The sequence below is a fragment of the Chryseobacterium sp. HMWF035 genome (assembly GCF_003094695.1).
GTDB lineage: Bacteria > Bacteroidota > Bacteroidia > Flavobacteriales > Weeksellaceae > Chryseobacterium > Chryseobacterium gambrini.
In genome coordinates this window covers 54,379-80,620 of the sequence record NZ_QEHP01000001.1, presented here as the reverse complement: position 1 = coordinate 80,620, position 26,242 = coordinate 54,379, and the positions used below count along the sequence as shown (strand labels likewise).

General features: G+C 36.4%; 22 protein-coding genes. 12 read left to right on the top strand and 10 right to left on the bottom strand.

The window, feature by feature from the left end:
• Positions 1 to 154: 154 nt before the first annotated feature.
• From DD829_RS00365 to pnuC, 5 genes are all read right to left on the bottom strand, one after another.
• On the bottom strand, positions 155 to 2,725 hold the full coding sequence (locus DD829_RS00365) for a TonB-dependent receptor (protein WP_108410880.1): 2,571 nt from the start codon (positions 2,723 to 2,725) through the stop codon (positions 155 to 157).
• 167 nt (positions 2,726 to 2,892) lie between these two features.
• The gene (gene mltG, locus DD829_RS00360) at positions 2,893 to 3,918 is read right to left on the bottom strand and encodes an endolytic transglycosylase MltG (protein ID WP_108410879.1); all 1,026 of its coding nucleotides are present in this window, start codon (positions 3,916 to 3,918) and stop codon (positions 2,893 to 2,895) included.
• 28 nt (positions 3,919 to 3,946) lie between these two features.
• Positions 3,947 to 4,714 carry a diaminopimelate epimerase gene (gene dapF / locus DD829_RS00355; protein ID WP_108410878.1) on the bottom strand — a complete coding sequence of 256 codons (768 nt, stop codon included), beginning with the start codon at positions 4,712 to 4,714 and terminating at the stop codon, positions 3,947 to 3,949.
• A 104-nt stretch (positions 4,715 to 4,818) separates the two neighbouring features.
• A complete protein-coding gene (locus DD829_RS00350; RefSeq protein WP_108410877.1) occupies positions 4,819 to 5,445 on the bottom strand; it encodes a hypothetical protein in 627 nt (208 codons plus the stop codon).
• A 4-nt stretch (positions 5,446 to 5,449) separates the two neighbouring features.
• Positions 5,450 to 6,121, bottom strand: coding sequence for a nicotinamide riboside transporter PnuC (gene pnuC / locus DD829_RS00345; RefSeq protein ID WP_108410876.1), 672 nt, complete (start codon positions 6,119 to 6,121; stop codon positions 5,450 to 5,452).
• Positions 6,122 to 6,286: 165 nt separating this feature from the next.
• Between pnuC and DD829_RS00340 the strand changes: the two genes are divergently transcribed.
• The 3 genes from DD829_RS00340 to hemN all read left to right on the top strand — a co-directional run bounded on the left by DD829_RS00340 (position 6,287) and on the right by hemN (position 10,652).
• The gene (locus DD829_RS00340; RefSeq protein ID WP_084196433.1) at positions 6,287 to 7,804 is read left to right on the top strand and encodes an APC family permease; all 1,518 of its coding nucleotides are present in this window, start codon (positions 6,287 to 6,289) and stop codon (positions 7,802 to 7,804) included.
• Between the two features lie 61 nt (positions 7,805 to 7,865).
• Positions 7,866 to 8,879: a WD40/YVTN/BNR-like repeat-containing protein gene (locus DD829_RS00335; protein ID WP_116547426.1), complete on the top strand. Its 1,014-nt coding sequence runs from the start codon at positions 7,866 to 7,868 to the stop codon at positions 8,877 to 8,879.
• A gap of 414 nt (positions 8,880 to 9,293) precedes the next feature.
• Positions 9,294 to 10,652: an oxygen-independent coproporphyrinogen III oxidase gene (gene hemN, locus DD829_RS00330; protein WP_108409739.1), complete on the top strand. Its 1,359-nt coding sequence runs from the start codon at positions 9,294 to 9,296 to the stop codon at positions 10,650 to 10,652.
• Between the two features lie 67 nt (positions 10,653 to 10,719).
• Here hemN and DD829_RS00325 read toward each other — a convergent pair whose 3' ends face one another.
• Complete coding sequence (locus tag DD829_RS00325; protein WP_108409738.1) at positions 10,720 to 12,084, bottom strand: PQQ-dependent sugar dehydrogenase; 1,365 nt, start codon at positions 12,082 to 12,084, stop codon at positions 10,720 to 10,722.
• A gap of 215 nt (positions 12,085 to 12,299) precedes the next feature.
• Between DD829_RS00325 and secD the strand changes: the two genes are divergently transcribed.
• The 7 genes from secD (at position 12,300) to DD829_RS00290 (ending at position 19,591) form a co-directional block, all read left to right on the top strand.
• Positions 12,300 to 15,212, top strand: coding sequence for a protein translocase subunit SecD (gene secD, locus DD829_RS00320; protein WP_116547425.1), 2,913 nt, complete (start codon positions 12,300 to 12,302; stop codon positions 15,210 to 15,212).
• Between the two features lie 405 nt (positions 15,213 to 15,617).
• On the top strand, positions 15,618 to 16,850 hold the full coding sequence (locus DD829_RS00315; RefSeq protein ID WP_108410341.1) for a TCR/Tet family MFS transporter: 1,233 nt from the start codon (positions 15,618 to 15,620) through the stop codon (positions 16,848 to 16,850).
• A gap of 187 nt (positions 16,851 to 17,037) precedes the next feature.
• Positions 17,038 to 17,388 (top strand): twin-arginine translocase TatA/TatE family subunit, encoded by a 351-nt coding sequence (locus DD829_RS00310; RefSeq protein ID WP_116547424.1) that lies wholly within the window; start codon positions 17,038 to 17,040, stop codon positions 17,386 to 17,388.
• A 1-nt stretch (position 17,389) separates the two neighbouring features.
• A complete protein-coding gene (locus tag DD829_RS00305) occupies positions 17,390 to 17,956 on the top strand; it encodes a phosphatase PAP2 family protein (protein ID WP_076393560.1) in 567 nt (188 codons plus the stop codon).
• Entirely contained in the window at positions 17,953 to 18,768 is an 816-nt protein-coding gene (locus tag DD829_RS00300; RefSeq protein WP_076393562.1) for a tetratricopeptide repeat protein, read from the top strand. The genes DD829_RS00305 and DD829_RS00300 overlap by 4 nt, the downstream gene beginning before the upstream one ends.
• A 13-nt stretch (positions 18,769 to 18,781) precedes the next feature.
• Positions 18,782 to 19,093 carry a hypothetical protein gene (locus DD829_RS00295; RefSeq protein ID WP_123906769.1) on the top strand — a complete coding sequence of 104 codons (312 nt, stop codon included), beginning with the start codon at positions 18,782 to 18,784 and terminating at the stop codon, positions 19,091 to 19,093.
• Positions 19,094 to 19,135: 42 nt separating this feature from the next.
• Complete coding sequence (locus DD829_RS00290; RefSeq protein WP_116547422.1) at positions 19,136 to 19,591, top strand: tRNA (cytidine(34)-2'-O)-methyltransferase; 456 nt, start codon at positions 19,136 to 19,138, stop codon at positions 19,589 to 19,591.
• Between the two features lie 25 nt (positions 19,592 to 19,616).
• Here the strand turns inward: DD829_RS00290 and DD829_RS00285 are convergent, their stop codons facing one another.
• Positions 19,617 to 20,090: a 23S rRNA (pseudouridine(1915)-N(3))-methyltransferase RlmH gene (locus tag DD829_RS00285; RefSeq protein ID WP_108411135.1), complete on the bottom strand. Its 474-nt coding sequence runs from the start codon at positions 20,088 to 20,090 to the stop codon at positions 19,617 to 19,619.
• Positions 20,091 to 20,210: 120 nt separating this feature from the next.
• On the opposite strand from DD829_RS00285, the gene DD829_RS00280 reads away from it, so the two are divergent.
• A complete protein-coding gene (locus DD829_RS00280) occupies positions 20,211 to 21,233 on the top strand; it encodes a DUF4421 family protein (RefSeq protein WP_108411134.1) in 1,023 nt (340 codons plus the stop codon).
• Position 21,234: 1 nt separating this feature from the next.
• Positions 21,235 to 22,254, top strand: coding sequence for a YihY/virulence factor BrkB family protein (locus DD829_RS00275; RefSeq protein WP_108411133.1), 1,020 nt, complete (start codon positions 21,235 to 21,237; stop codon positions 22,252 to 22,254).
• Here DD829_RS00275 and nhaA read toward each other — a convergent pair.
• The 3 genes from nhaA to DD829_RS00260 all read right to left on the bottom strand — a co-directional run bounded on the left by nhaA (position 22,251) and on the right by DD829_RS00260 (position 26,123).
• The gene (gene nhaA, locus DD829_RS00270) at positions 22,251 to 23,432 is read right to left on the bottom strand and encodes a Na+/H+ antiporter NhaA (RefSeq protein WP_108411132.1); all 1,182 of its coding nucleotides are present in this window, start codon (positions 23,430 to 23,432) and stop codon (positions 22,251 to 22,253) included. The genes DD829_RS00275 and nhaA overlap by 4 nt on opposite strands.
• Positions 23,433 to 23,434: 2 nt before the next feature.
• Positions 23,435 to 25,645 (bottom strand): RelA/SpoT family protein, encoded by a 2,211-nt coding sequence (locus DD829_RS00265; RefSeq protein WP_108411131.1) that lies wholly within the window; start codon positions 25,643 to 25,645, stop codon positions 23,435 to 23,437.
• A gap of 112 nt (positions 25,646 to 25,757) precedes the next feature.
• A complete protein-coding gene (locus DD829_RS00260; protein WP_108411130.1) occupies positions 25,758 to 26,123 on the bottom strand; it encodes a hypothetical protein in 366 nt (121 codons plus the stop codon).
• Positions 26,124 to 26,242: the final 119 nt, after the last annotated feature.

The window sequence follows — 26,242 nt, the reverse complement described above, 5'->3', positions numbered from 1 at the left end:
GTTGATCTCCACCAGTGCTTTTGTCCTCTTCGGATTAACGTGCATAATTTATTAAAATATATCCTGAATTTCACCAACTATTTTTCAGTACATTACCCAAAATAAAAAAATCCCGAAATTAAATTCGGGATTTTCTGTTTGTATGAAAGGCGGATTACATTGGTCCTCCTTGCTGATCGTCTCCGGTTGCATTGGAGTTGATGTCTTTTTTACGTTTCGGCTGCTCTACTTTTTCGTTTCCTTGCTTGAATCTGTAGGTCAAAGATAAAGCAAATTGTCTTGGCTGCCATTGCATATAAGAATCTCTTATACTGTTTGCCGTGTATGTTGTAGCCTGCATTGCTCTCGTATTGAAAATATCCTGAATATTGAAAGATATTGTTCCATTACCATCCCAAATCGTTTTTGATGCTCCGAAGTTAATGGCATACATATCTTTTCTGTCCTGATAAGCCGTTTTCTGCCCTCCTCTGTAGAAGCCTTGAATCTGGAAATTGAAAGTTTTGTCTACTTTAAAAGTTGTGGTAAGTCTTGCTCTTGTAGAAAAACCACTACCGTTAAAATCTGCAACTGCCTGAATAGGATTTCCGTTTTTGTCGAATGTGTCATACAAAGTGCTGCCTTTGGTATTATATCCAAATAAATCTACATTACCTAAAAATTTAAGCCAGCTTGTTGCGTCCCAATTAAAATTCAGATCTAAACCGTAACGGTCATCAGATCCCAAATTAATTGGCTTTGTATGAGATTCAATACGTCTTGGTGTAATAAGATTTCCATTTTCATCTTCTGCAAGTTTATTATAAACTAACATTTTTGTATCATCGGTCTGATGTCTGAAATACAAAGTCGGATTAATGGTGAATTTCTTTTTAGAAATACTGTAACCGAACTCGTAAGAATCTACGTAGGAAGGATTCAGATCAATATTTCCGTCAAAAATATTTTGATTATCGCTATAATTCGGGTTAGGAATCATAAAGAATGATCTTGGACGATCAATTCTTCTCGCATAGTTTAGTAAAAGCTGATTGTCTTTTGCGAATTCATAGCTTAAATAAACACTTGGAAACAGATTGTTATAATTTTTTGTAGTAATTATAGCTTTATCCTTAGGAGATAAATTGGCATAATTAATATCGATATTAGAGATTTCATCTCTTAATCCTAACTGATAGCTTATTTTTCCGATCTTACTTTTAAACTGCAAATAAAAAGCATTAAATGTTTCTTTATAGGTTGCGTCATAGGTGTAAGGTCTTAAAAATGATAAAGTCGGATTTAAAGCTGTACTTTCCTGAACATCATTGCTGTAATCATTAGAGTTGATGTCTATTCTGTATCCTGCCTCTAATTTGGAATATTCTCCAATCGGCAATTCGTAATCTGCTTTACCGATTAACGTTTTATTTTTAGTGTTCTGATTTACAATATCCTTAAGGCTGAATATTCCATCTCTGGTTTCATCAATATTGGTATCATTAAAAGATCTGTTGCTCTGTAAACTTAGTGATACGGATAAATTCTGACCTTTATCGTCAAATTTATGATCTAATCCAAAATCTCCCTGAAAAGCAAGATTGTTATTTGTACCCAATGTTCTTCTGTTAGAAGATGAACTTGGATTACTTAAATAAAAATAGCTGTAGTCAATATTTCCGTCATTTTCACTGTCGAAAGTTCTCACCGTACCGGAGGCGTTAAGTGAAGTTTTTGGAGAAATGTCGTATACAACTCCTGCGGAAGCGTTGTAATTGTTATTCTTACTGTTGGTTACTGAATTTTGATGTCTTTCCGTAAAATCGCTTGCGGCAATAGCATTAGAGAAATAATCGTCGCTTCTGTTTGTATTTTTAGATTCTCTATAACCACCTCCGCCATTAAGAAACCATGAGAAGTTTCCCTTTCTCCAGCTTAAATTGGTATTAAGGTTTGTTTGTGGCAAATATCCTAAAGTTCCGGTAACACTTCCGTTGAAGCCTGTTTTCTTATTTTTCTTAAGAATAATATTTAAGATACCTGCTGTTCCGCTTGCCTCAAATTTTGATGAAGGGTTGGTAATTACTTCAATTTTCTCGATCTGATCTGCCGGAATACTCTGCAAAGCATTAGCTCCGTCATCAATTCCAAGAAGGGCAGAAGGTTTTCCGTTGATCAAAAATTTCACATTAGAGCTTCCTCTCATAGAAACCGTTCCGTCTGTGTCTACAGAAACCGAAGGAACGTTGGAAAGGACATCCTGAAGATTTCCACCTTTACTTACAATATCCTGAGACGGATCATATGTTCTTTTATCCAGTTCCACCTTGTAAGGCTTCGTAGCCTGAGCTGTGATCACAACTCCCTGAATGTCTCCGGTTTTCAGATTGGTAGCGCTTTTTTCAGGGTCGATTGATAAAGCACCGATGTTTCCTGCTGCAGTAATTTGTTTGTTAACTACACTTTTCTGGTAATCGATTGCTTCAATAGTAATGTCGTAAGCTCCCGGAGCAAGATCAAGCTTGTACTGACCTTTTTCGTCGGTAAGCGTAGCATCACTGAACTGTTTGTTTGCCTTGTTACTGAAGGTAACAGAAGCGTAAGGAACGGGCTGGTTGTTCTTGCTGACCACCGACCCGGAAATACCGACCTTCTCCTGTGCAAAAGCCAATGCCGCTGCCGAAAGTACAAAAGTAAGCCCTAAGGTTTTCTTTGTAAAAATGTTAATGATTTCCGTCTGATTCATAAGGTATTTTTTGTGTAAAATCGTGAAAGATTTTACTTAATATTGTGAAATTGTTAATCTGTTTAAATTTCAGAATACTAAGTTTAATTTATTATTTGTAAGGTATATGTCGAATTAAAAAGCCAAATGTTAGTTATAGAATTGTTAAAAAAAAGTTAATATGATTATTATTTTATATTTTTTGAATTCAGCCAGTCCTGATAAGCTTTTGCATTGATGGCATGTTGCTCTGCATTCGCTGTAAATTTGTGGTATCCGAATCTCGCAGGATCGGCACACATAAAAATATAATCGTTCTTTTCAGCATTTAAAACTGCATCTACGGAATTTTTATCCACCACGCAGATAGGTCCCGGTGGAATTCCCTTGTTTGCATACGTATTGTAAGGTGATGGAGTAGACAGATGCTTATAAAAAACCCTTTTGATCTGATCCTTAAAATTCGTTTGCTTATTGATTGCATAAATTACCGTTGGATCAGATTGAAGCTTCATCCCTTTTTTATAGCGGTTAAGATACAATCCTGCAATCGTCTTCTGTTCGTCCTTTTTTCCTCCCGATTCCTTGTACACAATAGAAGCCAGAGCATAAATCTGATCTCTCGTTAAACCGGATTGCTCTTCTTTAGACTTTCTTTCGCTGTTCCAGAATTCATTGTACTGATCATCAAATTTTTTGAAAAATTCTTTCGGAGTTACCGTCCAGAAAAAATTGTACGTATCGATAAAGAAATACTTTTTTAAATCTTCCGCATTGTTATATCCTTTTTCGGCAGCAATCGAATTGAATTCATTCACAAATTGTAAAGAATCCTGTTCTGTTTTTTTAGTTACTTTACCAATCATCTGATAAACATCCCCAAAATCACCAATTCTAAAGCTGTTCTCACTCTGATTTCCTGCTTTAATCATATTAACCAAATTTGCATTTCCCAGACCTTTCTGGAAATGATAGCGTCCCGGTTTGAAATATTTTTCAAGATCCTTTTCTTTCGCAACGGCTTCAAAAGCTTCTTTATTCTCAACATATTTCGCCGCAGAATCAAGGATTTGTTTAAAATTCGCTTGGTGAGGAATCAAAACATATCCATCCTTTTTGATGTTGTTGCCGTAATATTTTCTATAAAATTTAAATCCAAAAAATCCGCCTGCTACAAAAACAAGCAGGATGATGATAAGAATAGCTTTCTTCATTTAAATGGTGATTAAAAGTTTTACTTTTTTAAATAAGGTCTGTTTTACCTCTAAAAACCTGCTTTGCAGGACCTTCGAGCCAGATATTCTGAAAAGTGTCTCCGTTTTTTTCAGCATATACTTTCAGATTTCCGCCCAAAGTTTTAACTTTTACAGAGATTAGATGGTTATTTTGCAGAAAAGTTAAAGCCGAAGCTGTAACTCCCGTTCCACAACTGTAGGTTTCGTCCTCAACGCCTCGTTCATAGGTTCTTACGAAAATCTCATCATCCGAAATTTTTTCCATAAAATTCACGTTGATGCCTTTTTCCTTATAATTTTCAGAATTTCTGATGCCATTTCCTTCCGCAAAAACGTTGTAGTTAACGATATCTTCCACATATTTCACGTAATGCGGCGAACCCGTATCCATCACCGTATCCTCTCCGTCATTGGAAATGGTAGTAACATCGCTCATTTTTAATTTTACAATTCCATTGTGGATTTCGGCAATATGTTCTCCATCGATAGCAGTGAATTTGCAGTTGCCTTCAAAAATATCAAGGAAAAAAGCGAACGCTACAGAACATCTCGCCCCGTTTCCGCAAAAACTTTTAGAGCCGTCTGAGTTGTAATAATCTACTTCAAAATCATAGCCTTTCGCTGTGTTTATTTTGATAAGTCCGTCTGCACCGATCCCGAAACGGCGGTCGCAAAGTTTCTGAATATTTTCAATGGAAAGATCATCCCATTCTCCGGAACGATTGTCTATCATTACAAAATCGTTTCCTGTACCCTGATATTTATAAAATTCCATATTTCTTAATAGAATGTTTGTTTTAAAAATTGAAACTGCAAAATTACTACAATTAAAACGAAAACGAACAGTGTTAGCTGTCCGTTTCCTTATTTATAATGGTTTTATCTGAATCCGCCTCCGCTTCTCGTTGGTTGAGGAGAAGTTGTCTGCGGTTGAGGAGTCGAAGCTTCCGAACTGTTTCTGAATCCTCCGCTGTTTGAATTCGTATTGCTTCCGGAATTATTTCTGAAACCACTGTTTGAATTGCTGTTCCCCGAATTATTTCGGAAACCTCCGTTGTTCTGAGGTCGTGGAGTTGTTGTATTCTGCTGTGGATTTCTGAATCCGTTATTCGGTCTCTGGTTGGTATTCTGTCCGTTGTTCGGTCTGAAACTTCCGTTCGAACTTCCGTCGTTTACACCGCCTCTGAAACCGTTATTAGGTCTTGCCGAAGTCGTTCCGTTCGATCCCGATCTTCTTTCAACATATACTTTTCTTCTGGAGTTATTATAATTCTGGTAATAATAAGGCATTCCGTTATCATAATAATACGTATAATCGTTTCTGTAATAATATCCGTCGTTTCCCCAATATCCGCCGTTTCCGTAATATCCCTGAGGCGCATAATAATATCCGTTGTCATAATAAGGATCTCCGTAATTATTGGCATAAGGATCCGAATATATCGCGCAGGAAGTTAAACTTGCCATTGTAATTAAGCTGAATGCTATTTTAAATAAATTTTTCATGTTTTTAAATGTACTTTTTTTCTTTATAACTTTTTTTCCAACTGGCGTATCCCTGGATCGCCATAAATGTAAATACCAAATATTGAACCGAAGTGATTCCGAGTTCCTTATAAATCATCATCGGAATGCAGATAACATCTCCGATGATCCAGAAAATCCAGTTCTCTATGCGTCTTTTCGCCATAAACCACATCCCTACAAGAAAAATAGAAGTTGTAATCACATCCAGCCAGTTTCCCCAGTCTAAATGATACAGACCTAAATCTATTCCTTTTATTGAAAAATGATTATCAATATAAGGCTTGAAGTAATAGACTACCATTACTAAGATTAAACTTAAAACGAAAAGTAAAATCCCGTACTGCCATTCTTTTTTGGATGCCCAGCTTACTTCCACATGAACGTGATCTTGAGAACTTTTTCCCCACAGAATCCATCCGTAAATGCTCATTACGGTGTAATAAACATTAATCATACAGTCGCCGAGAAGCCCCAGATTAAAAAGAATATAGACGTAAATGAGGGTTGAAACAATTCCTGTAGGATAAACCCAGATATTTTTTTTAATTGAAAAATAAACACTTAAAATTCCGAATACCGTAGCCGAGAATTCCAGCAAAATCTGCGTGAGAGAGGCGGTTTCATAGGGTTTTATGAAAAGATCGTATACATTCATGCGGTCAAAAATAAATAAAAAAACACTTACTTTGCAATGATTTAAATATTATGAAAATCAGATTTTTAAGTTTCATAATTTAAAATTAACAAGGAAAAATTATTAATAAACGTTAATGTTTCTAAATTTTTTATATTTTCGTAAATCTTTAATAAATAATAAAATATGTCTAAAATTTGGACCAAAAAACCGATGAGTGCTTTCGAAAATGATATGAAAAGCAGTCAGCTCAAAAGAGTACTCGGTAAATGGAGTCTTACAGCTATCGGAATCGGGGCTATTATTGGTGGAGGAATTTTCGTACTTACAGGAACCGGAGCGTATTATCATGCGGGACCTGCATTGGCTCTTTCCTTCATTATTGCCGGAATTGCTTGTGTATTTGCAGCGTTGTGTTACTCAGAATTTGCATCTATTCTGCCTGTTGAAGGTTCAGCGTATGCGTATGCGTACGGAACAGTGGGAGAAATATTTGCATGGATCATCGGTTGGGGACTCATCCTCGAGTATGCGATGGGATCTATGACAGTAGCCGTTTCCTGGTCGGGATATTTTAATAAGTTGTTAAAAATGTTCGGTCTTCATCTTCCGGATTACCTTACCTCAGATCCAGCAAGTTATTCAGGAGAAGGTTTTTCAATGAATTTACCGGCATTCCTTATCGTAATTTTTGTAATTTCTATCCTTATCAAGGGAACTAAAGAAGCTGCAAAAGCAAATAACCTTATCGTAATCATGAAGGTTTCTGCGGTTCTTTTCGTGATTATTGCAGGAGCATTCTTCATTAATGCAGATAACTGGAATCCTTTCATTCCTGCTGCTACAATGGTAAAAGAAGGAGAAAATCTTAAAGAAGCTTACGGTATTCAGGGTATTATTTCCGGAGCGGCGGCAATTTTCTTCGCGTATGTAGGTTTCGATGCCGTTTCTACACAGGCTGGGGAAGCGATCAATCCGAAAAAAGATGTTCCGTTTGCGATCATCGTTTCACTTTTGGTTTGTACAGGATTATATATTTTGGTATCTCTTGTTTTAACAGGGATGATGCATTACTCAGACTTCAATCCTCAGGGAAAATATCCGGACGCAATTAAAGCACCTGTAGCGTATGCATTCGAAATTGCAGGACAGGGTTGGGCTGGATACATCATCACGATTGCAGCAACTGTAGGTTTAATTTCCGTATTGATGGTAATGATCATGGGACAATCAAGAATTTTCTTAGGAATGTCTAAAGATGGTCTTATCCCTAAAATGTTCAGCGATGTTCATCCGGTAAGAAAAACACCGGCTAAAAGTTTAATGCTTTTAGGAATCATTATCGCTACTGTTGCAGCGTTTACGCCGATCAGTAAATTGGCAGATATGACGAGTTTCGGTACTTTATTCGCATTTACAATGGTTTGTGTTGCGGTTTGGATCTTAAGAAAAAAAGAACCGAATATGCCAAGAACATTTAAAGTTCCTGCACTTCCTGTAATCGCAACATTAGGAATCTGCATCAACCTTTATCTGATCTGGAACTTAAGCCACGAGGCAAAATACCTTTCTATGGCTTGGTTAGCGCTTGGTGTGGTCATTTACTTTACCTACAGTTTAAGAAACAGTAAACTTCACAAAGTGGGTTATGGCGAAACGTTCAAAGCAGAGCAGGAGCCGTTAGAAAAACCTGATTTAGATTAAAATTTTATAAATAGATCAAATAAAATCCACAGAATTCTGTGGATTTTTTATTTTTGTGAATATGAAAAAGCTTTTACCATTTTTACTGTCATTCTCAGGAATTTTTACATTTTCTCAGCAGATTGAAAGTTCAGAAACAATTTTAAACGATAAAATCAGCATCAGAGCTATTGAAATCTACGATAACAAAGTCTGGTACAGCGGAACGGATTCTAAGTTTGGATATGTTGATTTGAAAAATACAGCCAATCAGAAACAGATTAAATTATCGGAAAAGAAATTGCAGTTCCGTACTTTGGGACAGGATAAAAAGGCTTTTTATGCCATCAATATCGAAAGTCCTGCTGAATTTTTTAAGATCGATAAAAAAAGTTTAAAATATGAAGTGGTATTTAGAGATACTGTGAAAACGGCTTTTTATGATGCACTTCATTTTGTGAATGATAAACTGGCTTATACTTTCAGTGATGCAGATAAGGACAGCAAATTAAAACTTGCCAAATTTGATAACGGAAAATGGACTATGCTTAAAAATGATGTCGTACTGAATGAAGGAGAAGCAGCTTTTGCAGCAAGCAATACCAATATTTCATCCACCAAAAACTATTTATGGATTGCAACAGGAGGGAAAGCTTCAAGAATTTTAAAATTAAATTTTAAGAATAATCAGTTTAAAATCATCAAGACTCCGGTTATTCAGGGAGAATCTTCTCAGGGAATCTATTCCATCGATTTCTTAGACGATACATTCGGGATTGCGGTTGGTGGAGATTACACAAAACAGGAAGCTAATATCAACAATATCGCAACCACCAATGACGGCGGAGAAACGTGGCAAATTCAGGCTTCCGGGCAAAATGCAGGATATACAACCTGTGTGAAGATAAAACCAAATTCCAAAGGAAAAGAGATTATTTCGGTTGGAGATCAACATATCAGTTATTCTTCTGATTTCGGGAAAACATGGAAGAAAATTTCAGTGGAGAAAGGATTTTTTGTTTGTGAATGGATAAATCAGGATACCGTTGTTTTTGCAGGAAATGGTAAAATTTCTGTCATGAAATTGAAATTCTGAATCTAAAGAATAGAATTTAACTTCATAAATTTCAAAAACGATTATTTTTTTGAACTTATCTTTGATGTTTTTATATGGAGTCTGTTTAAACTTTTTATTTAACCACAAAAGGTACAAAAGATAACTAACCTTTTATTTAAAGTTGATCATTATAAATGAAAAAGTTCACAATAGTTTTAAAAATCTTTGATTTTTATTCTTTTGAGCACTTTGAATACTATTGAAATTCTTTTTAACATTGTCTTTTGTGGTTAATTCCGAAATTAGATTAAATATATTTAAATTCGGAATATTTAGACTCATTATAAATTTCAAAAAAAGGCTAATATATTTCATGATACAAAATTCATCAGATATAGTTAATTTTGCATTGTGAAACCTGATCTTGGCTCACCTTAAAATTGTAAACAGAAAATGAATTCTTTAATCGATAAATATAACATTCCCGGACCTCGTTACACTTCTTATCCTACTGTTCCTTACTGGGATGAAAATTCTTTCACTCCGGAATTGTGGAAGCAGAGTGTCATCCGAACATTTAAAGAAAGTAATGCAGAAGAGGGGATTTCCATATATATTCACCTTCCTTTTTGTGAGGCTTTATGTACGTTCTGCGCGTGTCACAAACGGATCACAAAACAACACAGCGTTGAAATTCCTTATCTGGAAAGTGTTTTAAAAGAGTGGCAGCTTTACCTTAAACTGTTTAACGAAAAGCCCAAACTGAAAGAATTGCATTTAGGAGGAGGAACTCCGACTTTCTTTTCTCCGAAAAACTTAAAAACCTTACTGGAAGGAATTTTTGAAACCGTAGAAATTGCCGAACATCAGGAATTTTCTTTTGAAGGGCATCCGAATAATACCACGAAAGAGCATCTTCAGACTTTGTACGATTTAGGATTCAGAAGAGTGAGTTTCGGCGTTCAGGATTACGATCCGAAAGTGCAGAAAGCGATCAACAGAATTCAGTCTTTCGAAAAAGTAAGAGAAGTGACGGAATGGGCGAAAGAGATCGGTTACAGAGGAATCAGTCACGATTTGGTGTTCGGACTTCCGCATCAGACTTGGGAAGCGATGGAAAGCACCATCCGCAAAACGATGGAACTAAAACCGGACCGATTGGCATTTTATTCTTACGCGCACGTTCCGTGGGTGAAAGGTGTCGGACAAAGAGGTTTTGATGAAAATGATTTGCCAAGTGGTGAAGAAAAACGCCGTTTGTACGAAGACGGTAAAAAATTACTGGAAGAATTAGGCTATATCGAAGTCGGAATGGATCATTTTTCTCTGGAACATGACGATTTGTACCAGTCTCTGATTCAGAAGAAATTGCACAGAAATTTCATGGGCTATACCTCAAGCAAAACCCAGTTGATGGTTGGTTTGGGAATGTCTGCCATTTCAGATTCTTGGTATGCTTTTGCCCAGAATATCAAAACCGTGGAAGAATACCAGAAAATGGTGGAAGAAGATGAAATTCCTGTCGTGAAAGGTCATATTCTGAATGATGAAGATCTTACGGTAAGAAGACATATTCTGAACCTGATGTGTCAGTTGGAAACCACTTTTGACATCCATAATTCTTTTCCGGAGCTTGAAAATGCATTTGAAATGCTGAAAGAAATGGAAAATGATGAGCTGGTGGAAATTAATGGTCATCATATCCAGATTACAGAAAAAGGAAGAGCCTTTACGAGAAATGTAGCAATGGTTTTTGATCTCAGAATGATGAGAAACAAGCCGGAAACGAGAATTTTCTCGATGACGATATAATATTTTTAAAATAAATAAGAAAGCCTCAGTCCATTTTTGGAGTGAGGCTTTTTAGCTGTTTGAAAATTTATTTAATTATTATTTTTTTGCTGTAAGATTTTTCATTTCCTGAATTTAAGTTGATGAAATAAACTCCCGCAGGAATTCCTGAAATATTGACGCTGTTGTCACTTTCAATTTTTCCCTGTTCCAAAACCTTTCTTCCTTCAAAACTGATGATCTCAACCGTTGTGTTTTTATCCTTCATGCCCTCGATGAAAATCTTTTTAGAAGCAGGATTCGGATAAACTTTTATCTGGGTTGAAATACTGCTCTCATTCGTTCCCAGACTTGTCGTGGTGATTCTGAAAATTTTACCGCTGTTAACGGCAGCTACAAAAAGCTCATTTTGATTATTCACTCCGAATGTTGAAAAATTATTGCCTGAAAAAGCAGAAGTCCATGTGATCGAATCATCGGAATTCAGACTTCCGATCTGCGTAGAGCAGTAATCTGCAAAAAAATACCTTCCCTGCAGCGCTGGAAACTGTGTTCCTCTGTAGACGTAACCTCCCGTTATTGAGCATTTTCCTCCGGAATGATCATAGGCTGCAACAGGAAAAGTCATCGTTGATTGCGCAGCGCAACCTGCCGTATTGTACGTGTTATTTCCTTCATAACAGCGCCATCCGTAGTTAATTCCGGCTTGTGTTAAAGGCATTCTGTTGATTTCTTCAATCTGTCCCTGTCCCACATCCGCAATTATTACATTTCCGGAAACGGTATCAAAATTAAACTTCCATGCATTTCTTAATCCGTAAGCCCAGACTTCATCGGCTCCGTCAACTCCCACAAAAGGATTTCCCGAAGGAATGTTGTACGCTCCGGTAGAATTGATGTCCAACCTCAGTAATTTACCCAAAAGAGAATTCTTATTCTGGGCATTATTGTTCGGATCGCCGCCGCTTCCGCCATCACCGGTAACCACCCACAAATAACCATCCGGTGCAAAATGAATACTTCCTCCGTTGTGATTTTCAAAAGGTTTTGGGAGATTCAGAACAATTTTTTCAGTTGCAGGATCGACAACATCAGGATTGGCAGAACTTCTGGTGTATCTGGCTACAGTAATATTTCCGCCGGTGTCATTGTAATACACAAAAAAATACCCGTTTGTCGGGTATTGCGGGTGAAAAGCCAGTCCAAGAAGCCCTCTTTCTCCTCCGTAAGTGATTTTTGAGCTGATGTTTAAAAAGTTAGTAGAGTTTACTGTTCCATTCGATTGTAAAATTTTAATGATTCCGTTTTGCTGAACAACAAACATCCGGCTGTCGTTGGCGTTGGTGATTTCTACGGGTGCCGTAAACCCGGTCGCAAATTCTTCCAGAGTAATGCTTTGGGCATTAAAGAGGAGGGAGGAAAAAATACCTGCGCAAAAAAGTAGTTTTTTCATAATATTTTGATATTTAGTGTATTAAATCTGAATGAAAATTTCATACCAATCAAACTTTGAAAAATTCATTAAAATATCACGAAAAAATTATTAAATCTTAAATGAAAATAAGAATGCCGATATATCTGAAAATAAACGATTTCTGTTGTTAAAAATTCATAAAATTCAAGAAAATGATTATATTTGCCGACTTAATTTAACGTAGTTATAACAAAATGCAAGGAAAAGGACTTATTACAATTGTTGCTATTGTACTAGGGTTAATTTGCTTAAATGAGCTATTACCAACATGGTACGCCAGCAAAATTGAAAAGCAGGCGACTGCTATTGCAGGAGATAATCCGGAGAAGTATCAGAAAGAAATTGCAAAACTTTCTAAGGATACTCTGAATCTGGGATTCACTAAACTTTATTACACAAAAGCCAAAGACAAGGAAATGAAACTTGGTCTTGACCTTAAAGGGGGGATCAACGTTCTTTTGGAAATCAACCAGAGAGATCTTGTGAATGATCTTACAGGGTATTCTACAAATCCGATCCTTATTGAGGCTTTAAACAAGACAGATGAAGTTCAGAAGAATTCTACAAAAGCTTACATCGACAATTTCTTCGATCAGTTCGATGCAATTAACACAGCAAAAGGTACAAATCTGAAGCTGGCAGATCCGGAACTTTTCGGAAACACAACGCTTACTGAAGTAAAGTACAATACGCCTGATGATCAGGTAAAAGCGATTGTTAAAAGAAAGATCGATGCATCTGTAGGAACCGCTTTTGAGGTAATCAGAACCAGAATTGATAAGCTTGGAGCCATCCAGCCGAACGTTCAGAGAGTTCCGGGTACAGCAAGAATTTCTGTTGAAATGCCGGGGATGAAGGATATCGATAAAGTCAAGAAAATGCTTCAGACTTCTGCAAAACTTCAGTTCTGGGAAGTACAGCAATCTCCTGAAGTGTATCCTTATTTCCAGACATTAGCTACTATGATCGCTGCAAAAGGAGATTCTATGGGAGTTGCAAAAAATGTAAACTTCATGAATATCATGCAGGGTGGAAAATCTATGAGCCAAAGTGCTGTAGGAAGCGTAAAATTGTCTGATACCGCTGTTGTAAACAAAATTTTAAACAGCAAAGTTGCACAGTCTTTACGTCCTGCAAACATAAAATATACACAGTTTATGTGGGGATACAAGCCGGAAGCTTCCGATGCTGAAAGCTTGGTATTATATGCCATCAGAGGAAATATCAACCAGAAAGCTCCAGTAGACGGTGCTGTAGAAAGTGCAAACATCAGCTATGATGAGTTGAGCAGAGTAGTGGTAGATATGCAGATGGATTCTAAAGGGGCTAAAGAATGGAAAACATTAACAGAGAAAAACGTTGGAAAACCTGTTGCTGTAACGCTTGATGGCAGAGTTTACACTGCGCCGAACGTTGTAGGTGCTATTCCAAATGGTAGAACTCAGATTTCTGGAAACTTCTCTCAAGAGGAAGCAAAAGAGTTGGTTGACGTTTTAGGAGCGGGTAAATTACCGGCAGGAGCAAAAGTAGTTCAGGCTACGGTTGTAGGTCCGTCTTTAGGTCAGGAATCGATTGATGCAGGATTGATGTCATTCATGATTGCCTTTGCGATCATTATCGTTTACATCATTTTCTACTATGGAGGAGCGGGTGTTTATGCAGTAATTGCCATGATCATCAACTTATTCTATATTTTCGGTATTATGGATTCGGGCGACTTTACGCTTACGCTTCCGGGTATCGCGGGTATCGTTTTAACGATGGCAGTAGCGGTCGATACAAACGTTATCATTTACGAAAGAACAAAAGAAGAATTATTCGCAGGAAAAAGTATTCTTGAAGCATATAAAGATGGTTTCAAACATGCATTGAATGCGATTATCGATGGTCACACAACCACATTCTTAACGGCTGTTGTATTGTTCTTCTTCGGAACAGGACCTATCAAAGGTTTCGCATTGACTTTGATGATCGGGGTTGCAATGACATTGTTCACTTCCGTATTGCTTTCAAGAGTAATGATCTTCTCAAGATTGTCTAAAGGAAAAGGACTTTCTGTATGGACTCCGGCAACAAAAAATCTATTCAGAAATACGTGGATTGATTTTATCGGGAAAAGAAAATATGCATACATTTTCTCGGCTGTTTTAACGATTGCTTGTATCATTTCTATTGCTACACACGGTTTCAAATACGGTATCGACTTTACAGGTGGTAGAAACTACGTGGTAAGATTTGATAAAGATATAAAAGCGGAAGATGTTGAAGACAAATTAGTGGCTTTATTCAAAACTGAAGATGGTAAAAACTCTTCTGTTGAAGCTAAAACTTTCGGAAGCAACAACCAGTTAAAAATCTCTACAGATTACCTTATCGAGGACGAATCTTTAAAAGCGGATCAGGTAATTGAGCAAAAATTATACGAAGGTTTAAAATCAAACTTACCTGCAGGAACCACGTTGAAAGATTTCAAATCTGCAGATAAAGAACATGCAGGAATTATTTCTTCTGAGAAAGTAGGACCTTCGGTTGCGGATGATATCAAAATTCACGGGATTTACGCCGTTTTAGGAGCTTTAGGAATTATCTTTATCTATATTTTATTAAGATTCAGAAAATGGCAGTTCTCTTTGGGTGCGGTTGCTGCGTTATTCCATGATGCGATCATTATTTTGGGGGCGTATTCATTGCTTCACAAATATATGCCGTTCAATATGGAAATCAATCAGGATTTCATCGCTGCGATCCTTACCGTATTGGGGTACTCAATTAACGATACCGTAATTATCTTCGACAGAATCAGAGAATATTTAAGAGAGAAGAAATCGTTAACATTAGCAGGATTATTTGATGATTCTATTTCAAGTACTTTGGGTAGAACCTTCAACACCTCATTTACGACGATCTTAGTAATTCTGGCAATCTTCATTTTCGGTGGAGATAACCTTAGAGGATTTATGTTTGCGATGTTAATCGGTATTGGTTTCGGTACGTATTCATCCATCTTCGTAGCATCGGCAATTGCCTACGACTTCCTGAAAACAGGAAAAGAAGATGAAGTACATGGTAAATCAACAACCAACAAAGAAGTACTTGCTTCAAAATAACTTATACTACAATAAATAAGAATAAACGCCTTCCGGTTTCGGGAGGCTTTTTTGTTGCTGTTAACTGCTTTGATATTGAATCTTTAAGACTCTCCAACTCTTTTATTTAATCAGGAGTTATTTCCTGCTTTCCGCACTCGCTATTTTTAATGATTCTTGTGGCGCGGCGAAGCCGCGCCACAAGAATCATTAAAAATGAGCTCAGACAAATGCTGCAATCAGGACTAGGATCCCGGTCGGATATTAAATATTTGAAAAATCAAAAATTGAAGCACTCAGCTTAAACTCTTAAATCATCCACAATCAATCATCAACCATCAATTATTAATCATCAATCATCCGCCACCACCATTTCTCATAATTTAGAATCATTATTTTTCCTTATTTGACTATTTTTGCAACATTATGGAAAACGCAAAGAAAAAAGCCGCTATCGGCTTCATTTTTATAACCTTACTGATTGATATTACGGGATGGGGCATCATCATTCCGGTGGTTCCGAAACTTATTGAAGAACTTATTCATAGTAACATAAGTGAAGCGGCAAAATATGGCGGCTGGCTTGGTTTTGCCTATGCATTCACACAATTTATTTTCTCTCCGATTGTAGGAAATCTCAGTGATAAATTCGGACGGAGACCTATTATTCTGATCTCGCTTTTCGGCTTTGCGATAGACTATATTTTTCTTGCTTTGGCACCTTCCATTGTCTGGTTGTTTTTAGGACGTGTTATTGCGGGAATTACAGGCGCAAGTGTAACTACAGCGAGTGCTTATATTGCGGATATTTCCACAGACGAAGACCGTGCTAAAAACTTTGGACTCATTGGAGCTGCTTTTGGACTTGGATTTATCATCGGTCCTGTTTTGGGTGGTCTTTTGGGACATTATGGTTCCAGAGTTCCTTTTTACGCGGCTGCAGGATTGTGCTTGTTGAATTTCCTTTACGGATATTTTATCCTTCCTGAAAGTTTAGACAAAGATAAAAGAAGAGAATTCAACTGGAAAAGAGCAAATCCTATCGGGTCTTTTAAATTTTTAGGAAAACATCCCGAAATCTCAGGTTTAATAGTTTCTTTGATCTTAATTTACATTGCAGGACACGCCGTACAAAGCAACTGGAGCTTCTTTACCATGTATAAATTCAACTGGAATGAAAGAATGGTCGGAATTTCCTTAGGAGTGGTCGGTTTGCTAGTAGGATTGGTTCAGGGAGGCTTGATCCGATGGACAACGCCCAAATTGGGAGAGGAAAAAAGTATTTATTACGGTCTTGCTTTGTATGCAGTCGGGATGCTTCTTTTTGCATTTGCTACACAGGGCTGGATGATGTTTGCATTTTTAGTTCCTTACTGTTTAGGCGGAATCTGCGGACCGGCTTTGCAATCTGTAATTACCAAAAGTGTTCCGGCTAATGAACAGGGAGAATTGCAGGGTGCATTAACAAGTTTAATGAGTGCCACTTCCATTATTGGTCCTCCGATGATGACCAATCTTTTTTATTTTTTCACCCACGATAAAGCCCCATTTCAGTTTTCGGGTGCGCCTTTTTTTCTGGCTTTTATTTTAATGACGATCAGCGTGATTATTACCTATATTAATTTCAGGAAAAAAAATATCAAAAAAGAAGAAATGTAGTCAACATTTAAAGAAAGAATTATTACATAGTTTCAATAATAGAAAACAAAGTTTTCTTAATTTAATTATTTGATTATCTTACCTTTACATAAAGCTGATTATTTGAATGATTTTTAATACAGCTTAATATTTTATTAAAAGTTAATATTTAACATCCAATTTCGTATATCTTTCGTAATTTTACAATATGGAATTAAGCATTGGAGAAATGGCACTGATTGCCATAGCAATCGTTGTATTATTCGGACCGGATAAACTTCCTCAGATTGCACGCGACTTGGGTTCGGGTGTAAGAAAAATGCGTGGCGCAGTGGAAGACATCAAAACCGAGATCATGAAAGAAACAGACAATCCTGTTTCTGAGATCAAACGTGAAATTGAGAAAGTAAAAGATGCTGCGAAAGATTTCAATCCGATGAATGATATTCAGAAAGATATCTTAACAGAACCTCAGGCAACTCAGGCATCCAATGAAAATGAACCTCCAAAACCAAAACCTTCTGAAGACGAAACCTATGAAGGTCCTGTAAGCAGATAGGATGGAGGAGATCATTCAGGAAGATAAAAAAGTCTTTTTGTTTCTCAATAACTTGGGAGACCAATCTTTTGATCAGTTTTGGCAGCTCATTTCCAGTACATGGATCTGGATTCCGCTTTACATTATTTTCTGTTATTTTTTATTTAAGAATTATAAACTAAGATCTTTAGTTTTTATATTAATATTTGTCGGTATAGGCGTTACGGTTTCAGATCAGCTTGCCGGTATTTTCAAATATGGTGTAGCAAGACTCAGACCGTGTCACGATCCTACATTGGAGCATCACATGAGAATTGTGAAATGTGGCGGACAGTACGGCTTTTACTCTGCTCATGCTTCCAATACATTTTTTTTGGCAACTTATTTAAGTATTTTATTAAAAAAGAATCTTAAATGGTTTCCTTATGTTATATTTGTATGGGCGGCAGTGGTTGCATACAGCCGCATTTATTTAGGAGTGCATTTCCCGATAGATATTTTGGTGGGGGCGTTTGTTGGATCTTTATTGGGAGTGGTTTTCAGTGCGCTCGCAAAAAAAGTAATCAACAAACAAAAAATAACTTCATGAAAAAATCTTTATTCCTTCTAGCAGCAGTATTTGCTTCATTCAATCTTAACGCACAGGACAAAAAAATAGCTGAAGACTGCTTTCAGAAAGCAGACTATAAATGTGCGGAAGAACAGTATTCCAAATTGGCTCAAAGTGAAAGAATCCAGAAATTACAGTCTGAATATTACAACAATTTAGGAACTGCCCAGAGAAGGCTGGGTAAAACTGCACTTGCTTTTAAATCTTACGAATCTGCCCTAAAAGCAAATCCTATGTCCGCTGCTGTATACGCCAATTTAGGCTCCATTCACGGACAGAAAGGAAATAAACAGGCAGCAATAGACTATCTCAACAAAGGGCTTCAGATTGAGCCTGAAAACGCAGATATTTACCTTACCCGTTCTAAAGTCTATGAAAGTTTAGGCAAAAAAGATCTTGCCATGAAAGATCTGAACCAGATTCTTACGTTTGCACCCGATAATATTTATGCAAGAACCGGACTCGCGAATCTGAAAAAAAACAGCGGAGATCTTGAAGGTGCTTTAAAAGATTACAACCAGCTTATTTCTGAGAAGCCCGAATCTTTGCTGTACAGTGGAAGAGGAGACGTTTATTTTAGGCTGAAAAAAAACAAAGAAGCTCTTGCAGACGTTAATAAGGCAATCTCTATCGATCCGAAATTTGCTCAGGCTCATGTAAATAAAGCTTTGATTTTATTTGAAACAGGAAAACCGAAAGAAGCATGTGCAAGTCTGGATAAAGCAGTAAGTATGGGATATGAAAAACCTTTGCTGATGGATCAGTATGCTAAATGTGAGGTTAAAAAATAAATTACGATACTACATGAAAATACCAAATTTCAAATTATTTATGACTGCAGTTTTTACTTTTGGAGTAATGACTGTTGCAAATGCTCAGCAAACTGAAGTAAAGACGAGGGAAAATTCACTTTTGGAAGCTTCTTTGAAAAGTGCTGATGCAAAGTCTGAAAATTCTCTCTTTTACATCAATAAAAAAGAAACAGATATTGAGACTGTAAAGAAGATTCCGGCTGAAGATATAAAATATGTAATGGTTCTTAAAGACGATAAGATCAGGAAAAAATTTAAAGAAAAAGGAATTACACAAATTGTGATGATCACCACAAAGAGTTAAGTTTATATCCTTTTCAAACTTCAAAATAATTTAAGTCATTCAATGTTAAACATTGTTCTCGTAGAACCGGAAATACCCAATAACACAGGAAATATAGGAAGATTGTGTGTAGGAACAGAAAGTAAATTACACTTAATTCATCCTTTTGGATTTGTTATTAATGATAAAAATCTGAAACGTTCAGGATTAGATTACTGGGTTCATCTTGATGTTACGGAATATCAGAATGTCGACGAATGGATCCGGAATATTCCGGATTTGTCGCGTGTTTTCCTGATGAGTTCCCATGCCGAAAAATCCTATCTGGAAACAGAATTTCAGGATGGTGACTGGCTGGTTTTCGGAAAAGAAAGTGTGGGTTTAAGTAAAGATGTGCTTGATCGTTTTGAAAATCATCTTACCATTCCGATGTCTAAATTGATTCGAAGTTTTAATATTGCCAATTCCGTTGCTTTTGTGGTGGGCGAAGCAAAAAGACAGATTGGCTTAAAAGTTTAATATTATTTTTAAAACCTTATCCTATTTAATCATTATGATAAGGTTTTCCCTGTAAAATCTGGTCTGCTCGATACAGTTGTTCCACAATGAATAATCGGATCATCTGGTGCGTAAAAGTCATTTTGGATAACGACATTTTTTCATTCGCTCTGCTGTAGATTTCTTCTGAAAAACCATAGGCTCCGCCAATCAGAATGTGAATTTTTTTCACGGAAGAATTCATCCAGTTGTCAATTTTTTGGGCAAATTCTCTGCTGGTAAACTGTTTTCCTTTTTCATCAAGAATAATCACAGAATCTGTTCTGTCGATGTGGTTCATAAAAAGCTTAGCTTCCTCCTTTTTAAGAAGATCAGGAGAAAGATTTCTTGCGTTTTTTACGTCGGGAATTTCAATAATTTCAAAATTCCAGTGTTTGGGAAGACGTTTCAGATAATAATTGATTAAAGAAGAGATTTCCTTATCGTCAGTTTTGCCGATGCAAAGCAAATTAATCTGCATTTTTTAATTTAAATTTAGACAGCAAAGATATTCATAAATTAAAGAATCTCATCATCTGAAAATTGGCATCAGGTTTTCAAGTTTAAAAAAATCATTATTTTTGTGATAACACCATAATTAATGAGCAGCAGAAAACTTTCTTTTACATTTTTATTTTTCTCATTAATTTCTTACAGTCAGGAAATTAAAGATGAAAATATAAAGCAGTTTTTAGAAGAAGACAGGAAGAAAATATCTGCTGTTGCTGGATTAAGCTATCTGCATAATTCATTTGGACTTCTGTATCAGGATAAAGTATTCAGACTAAGACCGAATGATGCTTTTTATACGGAATTTTTTCTGCGCTACCGATGGCTTGATGTTAGCTTTTCTTTCGCACCAAAATTTGCTCATATCAACAATGATGATCCGGAAAAAGGAAAATCAAAATATTTCAATTTCGGATTTACTTTTTTTCTGAATCCCAAAATCAGGCAGTATATTTATTTTAGTCAGGTAAAAGGACTCTATTTTCAGGACACGAAAGAATTTTTACGACTGATTTACGGTGAAGCTTACAATGTGGATCATTATCTTCAGTTTCCGAATGCGAAATACCGCTCATTCAAAGGAGAAACTACCTATTTATGGAAAGGAAATAAGGAAGAGTACAGAAGTTTTAACAATATGACGTATGAACCTCTGAAAGATGTTTTTATAGTGAGTACAGGACTGTTTTACCAGTATAATATTTTGAACGATCTTGGCAAAACAGTTTATAAAGGCGAAGTTTTTGATGATACGATTAACGATGAACCTTCTAAAGACATAAGAATTGCTTTAAGATCAGGCGGTGGTGTACAAAAAAAGATTAAAGATAACTGGTATATAATTGTAGAAGCTTATCCTGAATTTTATTATTCAAGATTGCTGAATGAAAACTTTCATCAGTTTAATATTGGATTATATTCTAATGCAAGAATGGGATATGATGACGGAAAATGGTTCTTTGGAGCTGGAACACAGCTAAACTGGATCAACAGTTCAAATGAAAATTTTTATTCGGCAACACAATGGTTATTTAGGGTAGGGATTGGTTTCCGGTTTAATTCTCCTACCTTTGTGAACAGAAATTTTGATAAAATAGATAATATTTTAAAGTAAAATGGGCATCAAAACTCCTAAATTCATCTTGAAAATTCAAGAATTTTTTGACGATATACATATTCCTTTTTTGGGAATATCGCTTTGGCAGATGTTTCAGATCTACATCAGCGGTATTTTTAAAGATAAAATCGGAAGAAAAGCTGCGGCTATTTCCTGGAGTTTCACCATCAGTCTTTTTCCGTTTATTCTGTTCCTGCTTTCCGTTTTGCCGTATATGCCGCATTATGACAAGCTTCAGTTCTACATTTTTGAAGTGTTGCTGCATAATGTATTCCCGTCCAATATAGAAGGTGACGTCCGAAATTATATAGAAACGAGTATTGTTCCCAATATGAAGGGAATCAGTAATTTAACCATTGTTTTTGCTTTGATTTTTGCAACGAACGGAACGTTTTCGCTCATTAACGGATTTAATGAAAATACGGATGAAAAAATGTCTGATGTTAAAGAATTTATACTGTCTTTTTTCATCACCATCGGGTTTATTACGATTGTGTTTTTAGCGCTTTTCGGAGTCTATTATTCAGAGTTTGTGCTTAAACTGTTTACGCCGGTTCAGGATATTTCGTGGCTGGTGGATAACCTTTCAAAAATCATCGGATTTGTATCGTTTCCCATCTTTTATTTTATCCTGCTTACTTTATTTTACTGGTTGGGAACAGTAAGAATTGCAAGATTCAGACAGGCGGTTCCGGGAGCTATTTTAACCACGGTTCTGTTTGTGGTAACCACGTATGGTTTTGCGCTTTATGTGAAGAATATCGCCCGTTACAACGTTCTTTACGGTTCTATCGGAAGTATGATTCTTCTGATGGTCTGGGTAAATGTAAATGTATATCTTCTGCTTTTTGGCAACGAATTAAACATGGCACTGAGAAAAGTGAGAATTGAAAAACTGCTTTCCGATGAACTGAAGAAAGAAGCAAAAGGCTATCACGCAAAAAATTCTGAGCCGGATTTAGAAGGCGATGAAAATCATAAGTGGAAATTTAACGATAAAAAAAACGAAGAAAATTAATTTTCCTCGTCTTCAATAATATCATTTTTAGAGCTTATTTTCAAAATTAAAAAACCTGAAACCGCTGCTATAAAAGAAGCAATTAAAATGGCAAATTTAGCCTCATCCTGAATCGGAATTTCATCCTTGAATGATAAGAGTGCGATGAAAATAGACATCGTAAAGCCAATTCCGGCAAGCAATCCTACGCCAATCATGTGCATCCATGTGCTGTTTTGAGGGAGAGAGCTGAGTTTCAGTTTTATGGCAAGTAAGGAAAAAAGATTGATTCCCACTAACTTTCCTGCGATCAATCCGATAATAATTCCCAAACCTAAAGTGCTTGTAAGACCTCCGATCATTTCATTATTGAAAGTGATGTTGGTATTGGTTAAAGCAAAAACAGGCATAATGAGAAAACTTACCGGAAAGTGAAGCTGATGTTCGAGTTTTTCCAAAGGAGAAATCTCAACGGTTGAAACATTGGTAGGAATGGTAAATGCCAGTAAAACCCCTGCAATGGTAGCATGAATCCCCGAATGATGAAGGAAATACCACAAAAATAATCCGGGAATCAGATAGAAAATAATTCGGGTAACTTTTAGGAAATTCAATAAAAATAATAAAGCAGTAATTCCTAAAGATAGAAATAAATACATCCAATGGATCTGTTCTGTATAAAATATTGCGATGACGAGAATAGCTCCCAGATCGTCCACAATTGCCAAAGCAGCAAGGAAAATTTTAATGGAATTCGGAATTCTTTTTCCCAGCATGGAAATAATTGCCAGTGAAAAAGCAATATCTGTTGCCATCGGAATTCCCCAACCATTTCCGTATGAAGTTCCGAAATTAAAAAAACTATAAATAATTGCCGGAACAAGCATACCGCCTATTGCCGCAAATATCGGCAGAGAAGCATTCTTAAATGAAGAAAGTTCACCTTCCACCATTTCCCTTTTAATTTCCAATCCTACCAAAAGGAAGAAAATCGCCATCAAACCATCATTAATCCAGATATTAACGGGATATTTCAGATGAAAAATTTCTGTTCCTGCTTCTCTGTCCAAAAAGTGCTGAAAGCTTTCCGCAAAAGAGGAATTGGCAATAAGTAAGGAAACTAAAACACAGAAAATCAGGATAATTCCCGAAGCCTGACTGCTTTCGAAAAATTTTTTAAAATATACCGTTAAATTCATATCTAAGATTGTAGTCGTCTCACTCTGGAGACGCCGTTAATATCATTCAGTTTGGTGAAGGTCTGCTCGAGCTGGCTTTTATTTTTTACCTCCAGAATGATCGTTCCGGTAAAAATCCCGTCGTTGGATTCGATGGACATACTTTTCATATCCATTCCCATTGCGCCACTGATAACGGTGGTAATATCATTGATCATTCCCATTCTGTCGAGTCCCTCAATTTCTATTTTTACTCTGTTCTTGAAGCTTTCCGCATTCACCCACTTCGCAGGAATTACCCTGTAATCGTATTGTGCGCGAAGGTTGATCGCATTCGGACAATTGTCGCTGTGTACTTTGATCCCGTCTGAAATCGTGATGAATCCGAAAATTTTGTCTCCCGGAATTACCGTACAGCATTTTGCATAGCTGTAATTCAGTTTTTCTTCATCTTTTCCAAAGACGATCATGTCGAGATTCTGCTCTTTCGGCTCTATAAAAGTTGTATTTTTCGCAGGCGATTTTCTGAATCTTGAAAGCAGGTTGTTGAATACATTTTTACTTTCAATATATTTTCTTAAACTGCTTGCATCCAGTTCGTTGCTTTGGAATTTTAAAAATAGTTCCTGTGAACTTTTAAGATTAAAGAATTTTTGAAGCTTATTGATTTCCTCATCATTAAAATTAATTTTCGCATGACGAAGTTTTCGCTGTAAAATTTCTTTTCCGTCTTCAACCAGTTGATTTTTTTGTGAGTTTAAATAACTCTTGATCTTGGATTTAGCCTTTGAAGTAACAACAAATTCAAGCCAGTCGGATTTTGGTTTCTGATTTTGGGAGGATAAAATATCAATCTGATCGCCATTCTGCAAAACATACGAAATCGGAACCAGTTTTCCGTTGATTTTCGCACCTAAACATTTCATTCCCAGATCGGAGTGAACGGAAAAGGCAAAATCCAGAGCGGTTGCATTGGTAGGTAAAATTTTAATCTCACCTTTTGGCGTGAACACAAAAACTTCTTTCGAATACAAATTCAGTTTGATATTATCCAGTAGTTCCGAAGTGGAAAGATCCTGCTGCTGTTCCAGAACTTCGCGGATCTCTGTTACCCAGTTTTCAAAATTCCGGTCTTCGGAGCTTTGTTTGTAACCTTCTTTGTATTTGTAATGCGCTGCAACGCCTTTTTCAGCAATTTCGTCCATTCTTTCGGAACGGATCTGTACTTCAATCCATTTTTTATCAGGACCGAGAACCGTTAAGTGTAAACTTTCGTATCCTGTAGAACGCGGCTGTGTAATCCAGTCCCGCATTCTGGATGGATTACTGTGATAAACATCCGTTACAATGGAGTAAATTTTCCAAGCCAGGAATTTTTCGTTTTTGGCATCCGATTTATAAATTATTCTGATGGCGTAATTGTCGAAAACCTCTTCAAAGGAAACGCCCTGTTTCAGCATTTTCCTGTAAATCGAAGAAATGGCTTTCGCACGTCCTTTAATTTTGAAATTTAATCCTTCTTCATTTAATTTCTCAGAAACTTCTTTTTTAAATTCCTCAATATATCTTTCGCGGCTTTCTTTGGCAAGTTCTAATTTCTCCGTAATTTCTTTGTAAACATCCGGATTGTTATACTTTAAAGAAAGGTCTTCAAGCTCAGATTTGATGTTGTATAATCCGAGACGATGCGCCATCGGAGCGTAAATGTATACGGTTTCGGAAGCAATTTTCTTCTGCTTGTCCGGAGCCATGCTTTCCAGAGTACGCATATTGTGAAGACGGTCTGCAATCTTAATAAGAATTACCCTGAAATCTTCAGACAGCGTCAACAGAAGCTTTCTGTAATTCTCAGACTGCACCGAAATATTCTGATGATTCATGATGGAGATTTTCGTGAGTCCGTTCACGATATTGGCTATTTTCTCTCCAAAAATTTTCTTCAGGTCTTCATAAGTGTAGTCAGAATCTTCGATCACATCATGCAGCAAGGCACACGCAATGGAAGTGGCTCCCAAACCGATTTCCGTTGCTACAATTTTGGCAACAGCAATGGGATGGTAAATGTAGGGTTCACCAGATTTTCTTCGCTGATCTTTGTGCGCATCGAGCGCTATATCGAACGCCTTTCGGATGAGCTTGTTATTTTCCTCATCTAAAGTTCTGTATGTATTCGAAATCAGATCCTTATACCTTGCAAGGATATCCTTGTTTTCCTGTTCTAAGTCGTAACTCATTTGTGTAAAAGCCTATATTTACACGAAAATACGAAATTTTTTGCAGTTTTCAGCATTAAAAGATCCGCAGAACGCTCTGCGGATTTCGGTTATTAATTTTTATCTTGAATGGTTAAAATTTTACTTCAGAATCCATTCCGGCAGTAGAGGTTTTTATTCTTATATCCGGACTGTCGTGGATTTCCGCTTTATTTCTGGCATCGATAAACCTTTTGATGTTCATATAATTTGCCTGCTCAATTTCTATGTTTTCAAAAAGATAGGTTTTTAGCACATTATTCCGGCTGAAAATAGAGGAAGCATTATCTGTCTGATGGTGGTCTTTTACGGCTACACTTACCAAATATTGGGAATGTAGCTCATCATCATGAAGATAGACAATATATTCTGAATCTGTGAAACCTGAGTTTTCAAGGTCTGTTTCTATTTTTTTATAATCGCTGTGATGTCCAAATAATCCAGCTAATATATTTGACATAAGCAATAGTTTTTAAGTTGATTATAAATTTAGTGATATTAACCCATGTATTTTAATAAAATTTTAATTAAATAATTGTTTTAATGTAAAATCTATAAAAAATAATAATTTATTTGAAA

What these genes read in the sequence shown, in the direction of transcription:
- DD829_RS00300 (WP_076393562.1), top strand. Translation starts at nt 17,953, where the DNA reads ATGAAAAAATCTTTATTCCTTCTAGCAGCAGTATTTGCTTCATTCAAT.
- DD829_RS00310 (WP_116547424.1), top strand. Translation starts at nt 17,038, where the DNA reads ATGGAATTAAGCATTGGAGAAATGGCACTGATTGCCATAGCAATCGTT.
- DD829_RS00290 (WP_116547422.1), top strand. Translation starts at nt 19,136, where the DNA reads ATGTTAAACATTGTTCTCGTAGAACCGGAAATACCCAATAACACAGGA.
- DD829_RS00315 (WP_108410341.1), top strand. Translation starts at nt 15,618, where the DNA reads ATGGAAAACGCAAAGAAAAAAGCCGCTATCGGCTTCATTTTTATAACC.
- DD829_RS00285 (WP_108411135.1), bottom strand. Translation starts at nt 20,090, where the DNA reads ATGCAGATTAATTTGCTTTGCATCGGCAAAACTGACGATAAGGAAATC.
- DD829_RS00365 (WP_108410880.1), bottom strand. Translation starts at nt 2,725, where the DNA reads ATGAATCAGACGGAAATCATTAACATTTTTACAAAGAAAACCTTAGGG.
- secD (WP_116547425.1), top strand. Translation starts at nt 12,300, where the DNA reads ATGCAAGGAAAAGGACTTATTACAATTGTTGCTATTGTACTAGGGTTA.
- DD829_RS00335 (WP_116547426.1), top strand. Translation starts at nt 7,866, where the DNA reads ATGAAAAAGCTTTTACCATTTTTACTGTCATTCTCAGGAATTTTTACA.
- DD829_RS00260 (WP_108411130.1), bottom strand. Translation starts at nt 26,123, where the DNA reads ATGTCAAATATATTAGCTGGATTATTTGGACATCACAGCGATTATAAA.
- dapF (WP_108410878.1), bottom strand. Translation starts at nt 4,714, where the DNA reads ATGGAATTTTATAAATATCAGGGTACAGGAAACGATTTTGTAATGATA.
- DD829_RS00305 (WP_076393560.1), top strand. Translation starts at nt 17,390, where the DNA reads ATGGAGGAGATCATTCAGGAAGATAAAAAAGTCTTTTTGTTTCTCAAT.
- DD829_RS00280 (WP_108411134.1), top strand. Translation starts at nt 20,211, where the DNA reads ATGAGCAGCAGAAAACTTTCTTTTACATTTTTATTTTTCTCATTAATT.
- DD829_RS00295 (WP_123906769.1), top strand. Translation starts at nt 18,782, where the DNA reads ATGAAAATACCAAATTTCAAATTATTTATGACTGCAGTTTTTACTTTT.
- DD829_RS00325 (WP_108409738.1), bottom strand. Translation starts at nt 12,084, where the DNA reads ATGAAAAAACTACTTTTTTGCGCAGGTATTTTTTCCTCCCTCCTCTTT.
- DD829_RS00275 (WP_108411133.1), top strand. Translation starts at nt 21,235, where the DNA reads ATGGGCATCAAAACTCCTAAATTCATCTTGAAAATTCAAGAATTTTTT.
- hemN (WP_108409739.1), top strand. Translation starts at nt 9,294, where the DNA reads ATGAATTCTTTAATCGATAAATATAACATTCCCGGACCTCGTTACACT.
- mltG (WP_108410879.1), bottom strand. Translation starts at nt 3,918, where the DNA reads ATGAAGAAAGCTATTCTTATCATCATCCTGCTTGTTTTTGTAGCAGGC.
- DD829_RS00340 (WP_084196433.1), top strand. Translation starts at nt 6,287, where the DNA reads ATGTCTAAAATTTGGACCAAAAAACCGATGAGTGCTTTCGAAAATGAT.
- DD829_RS00265 (WP_108411131.1), bottom strand. Translation starts at nt 25,645, where the DNA reads ATGAGTTACGACTTAGAACAGGAAAACAAGGATATCCTTGCAAGGTAT.
- nhaA (WP_108411132.1), bottom strand. Translation starts at nt 23,432, where the DNA reads ATGAATTTAACGGTATATTTTAAAAAATTTTTCGAAAGCAGTCAGGCT.
- pnuC (WP_108410876.1), bottom strand. Translation starts at nt 6,121, where the DNA reads ATGAATGTATACGATCTTTTCATAAAACCCTATGAAACCGCCTCTCTC.
- DD829_RS00350 (WP_108410877.1), bottom strand. Translation starts at nt 5,445, where the DNA reads ATGAAAAATTTATTTAAAATAGCATTCAGCTTAATTACAATGGCAAGT.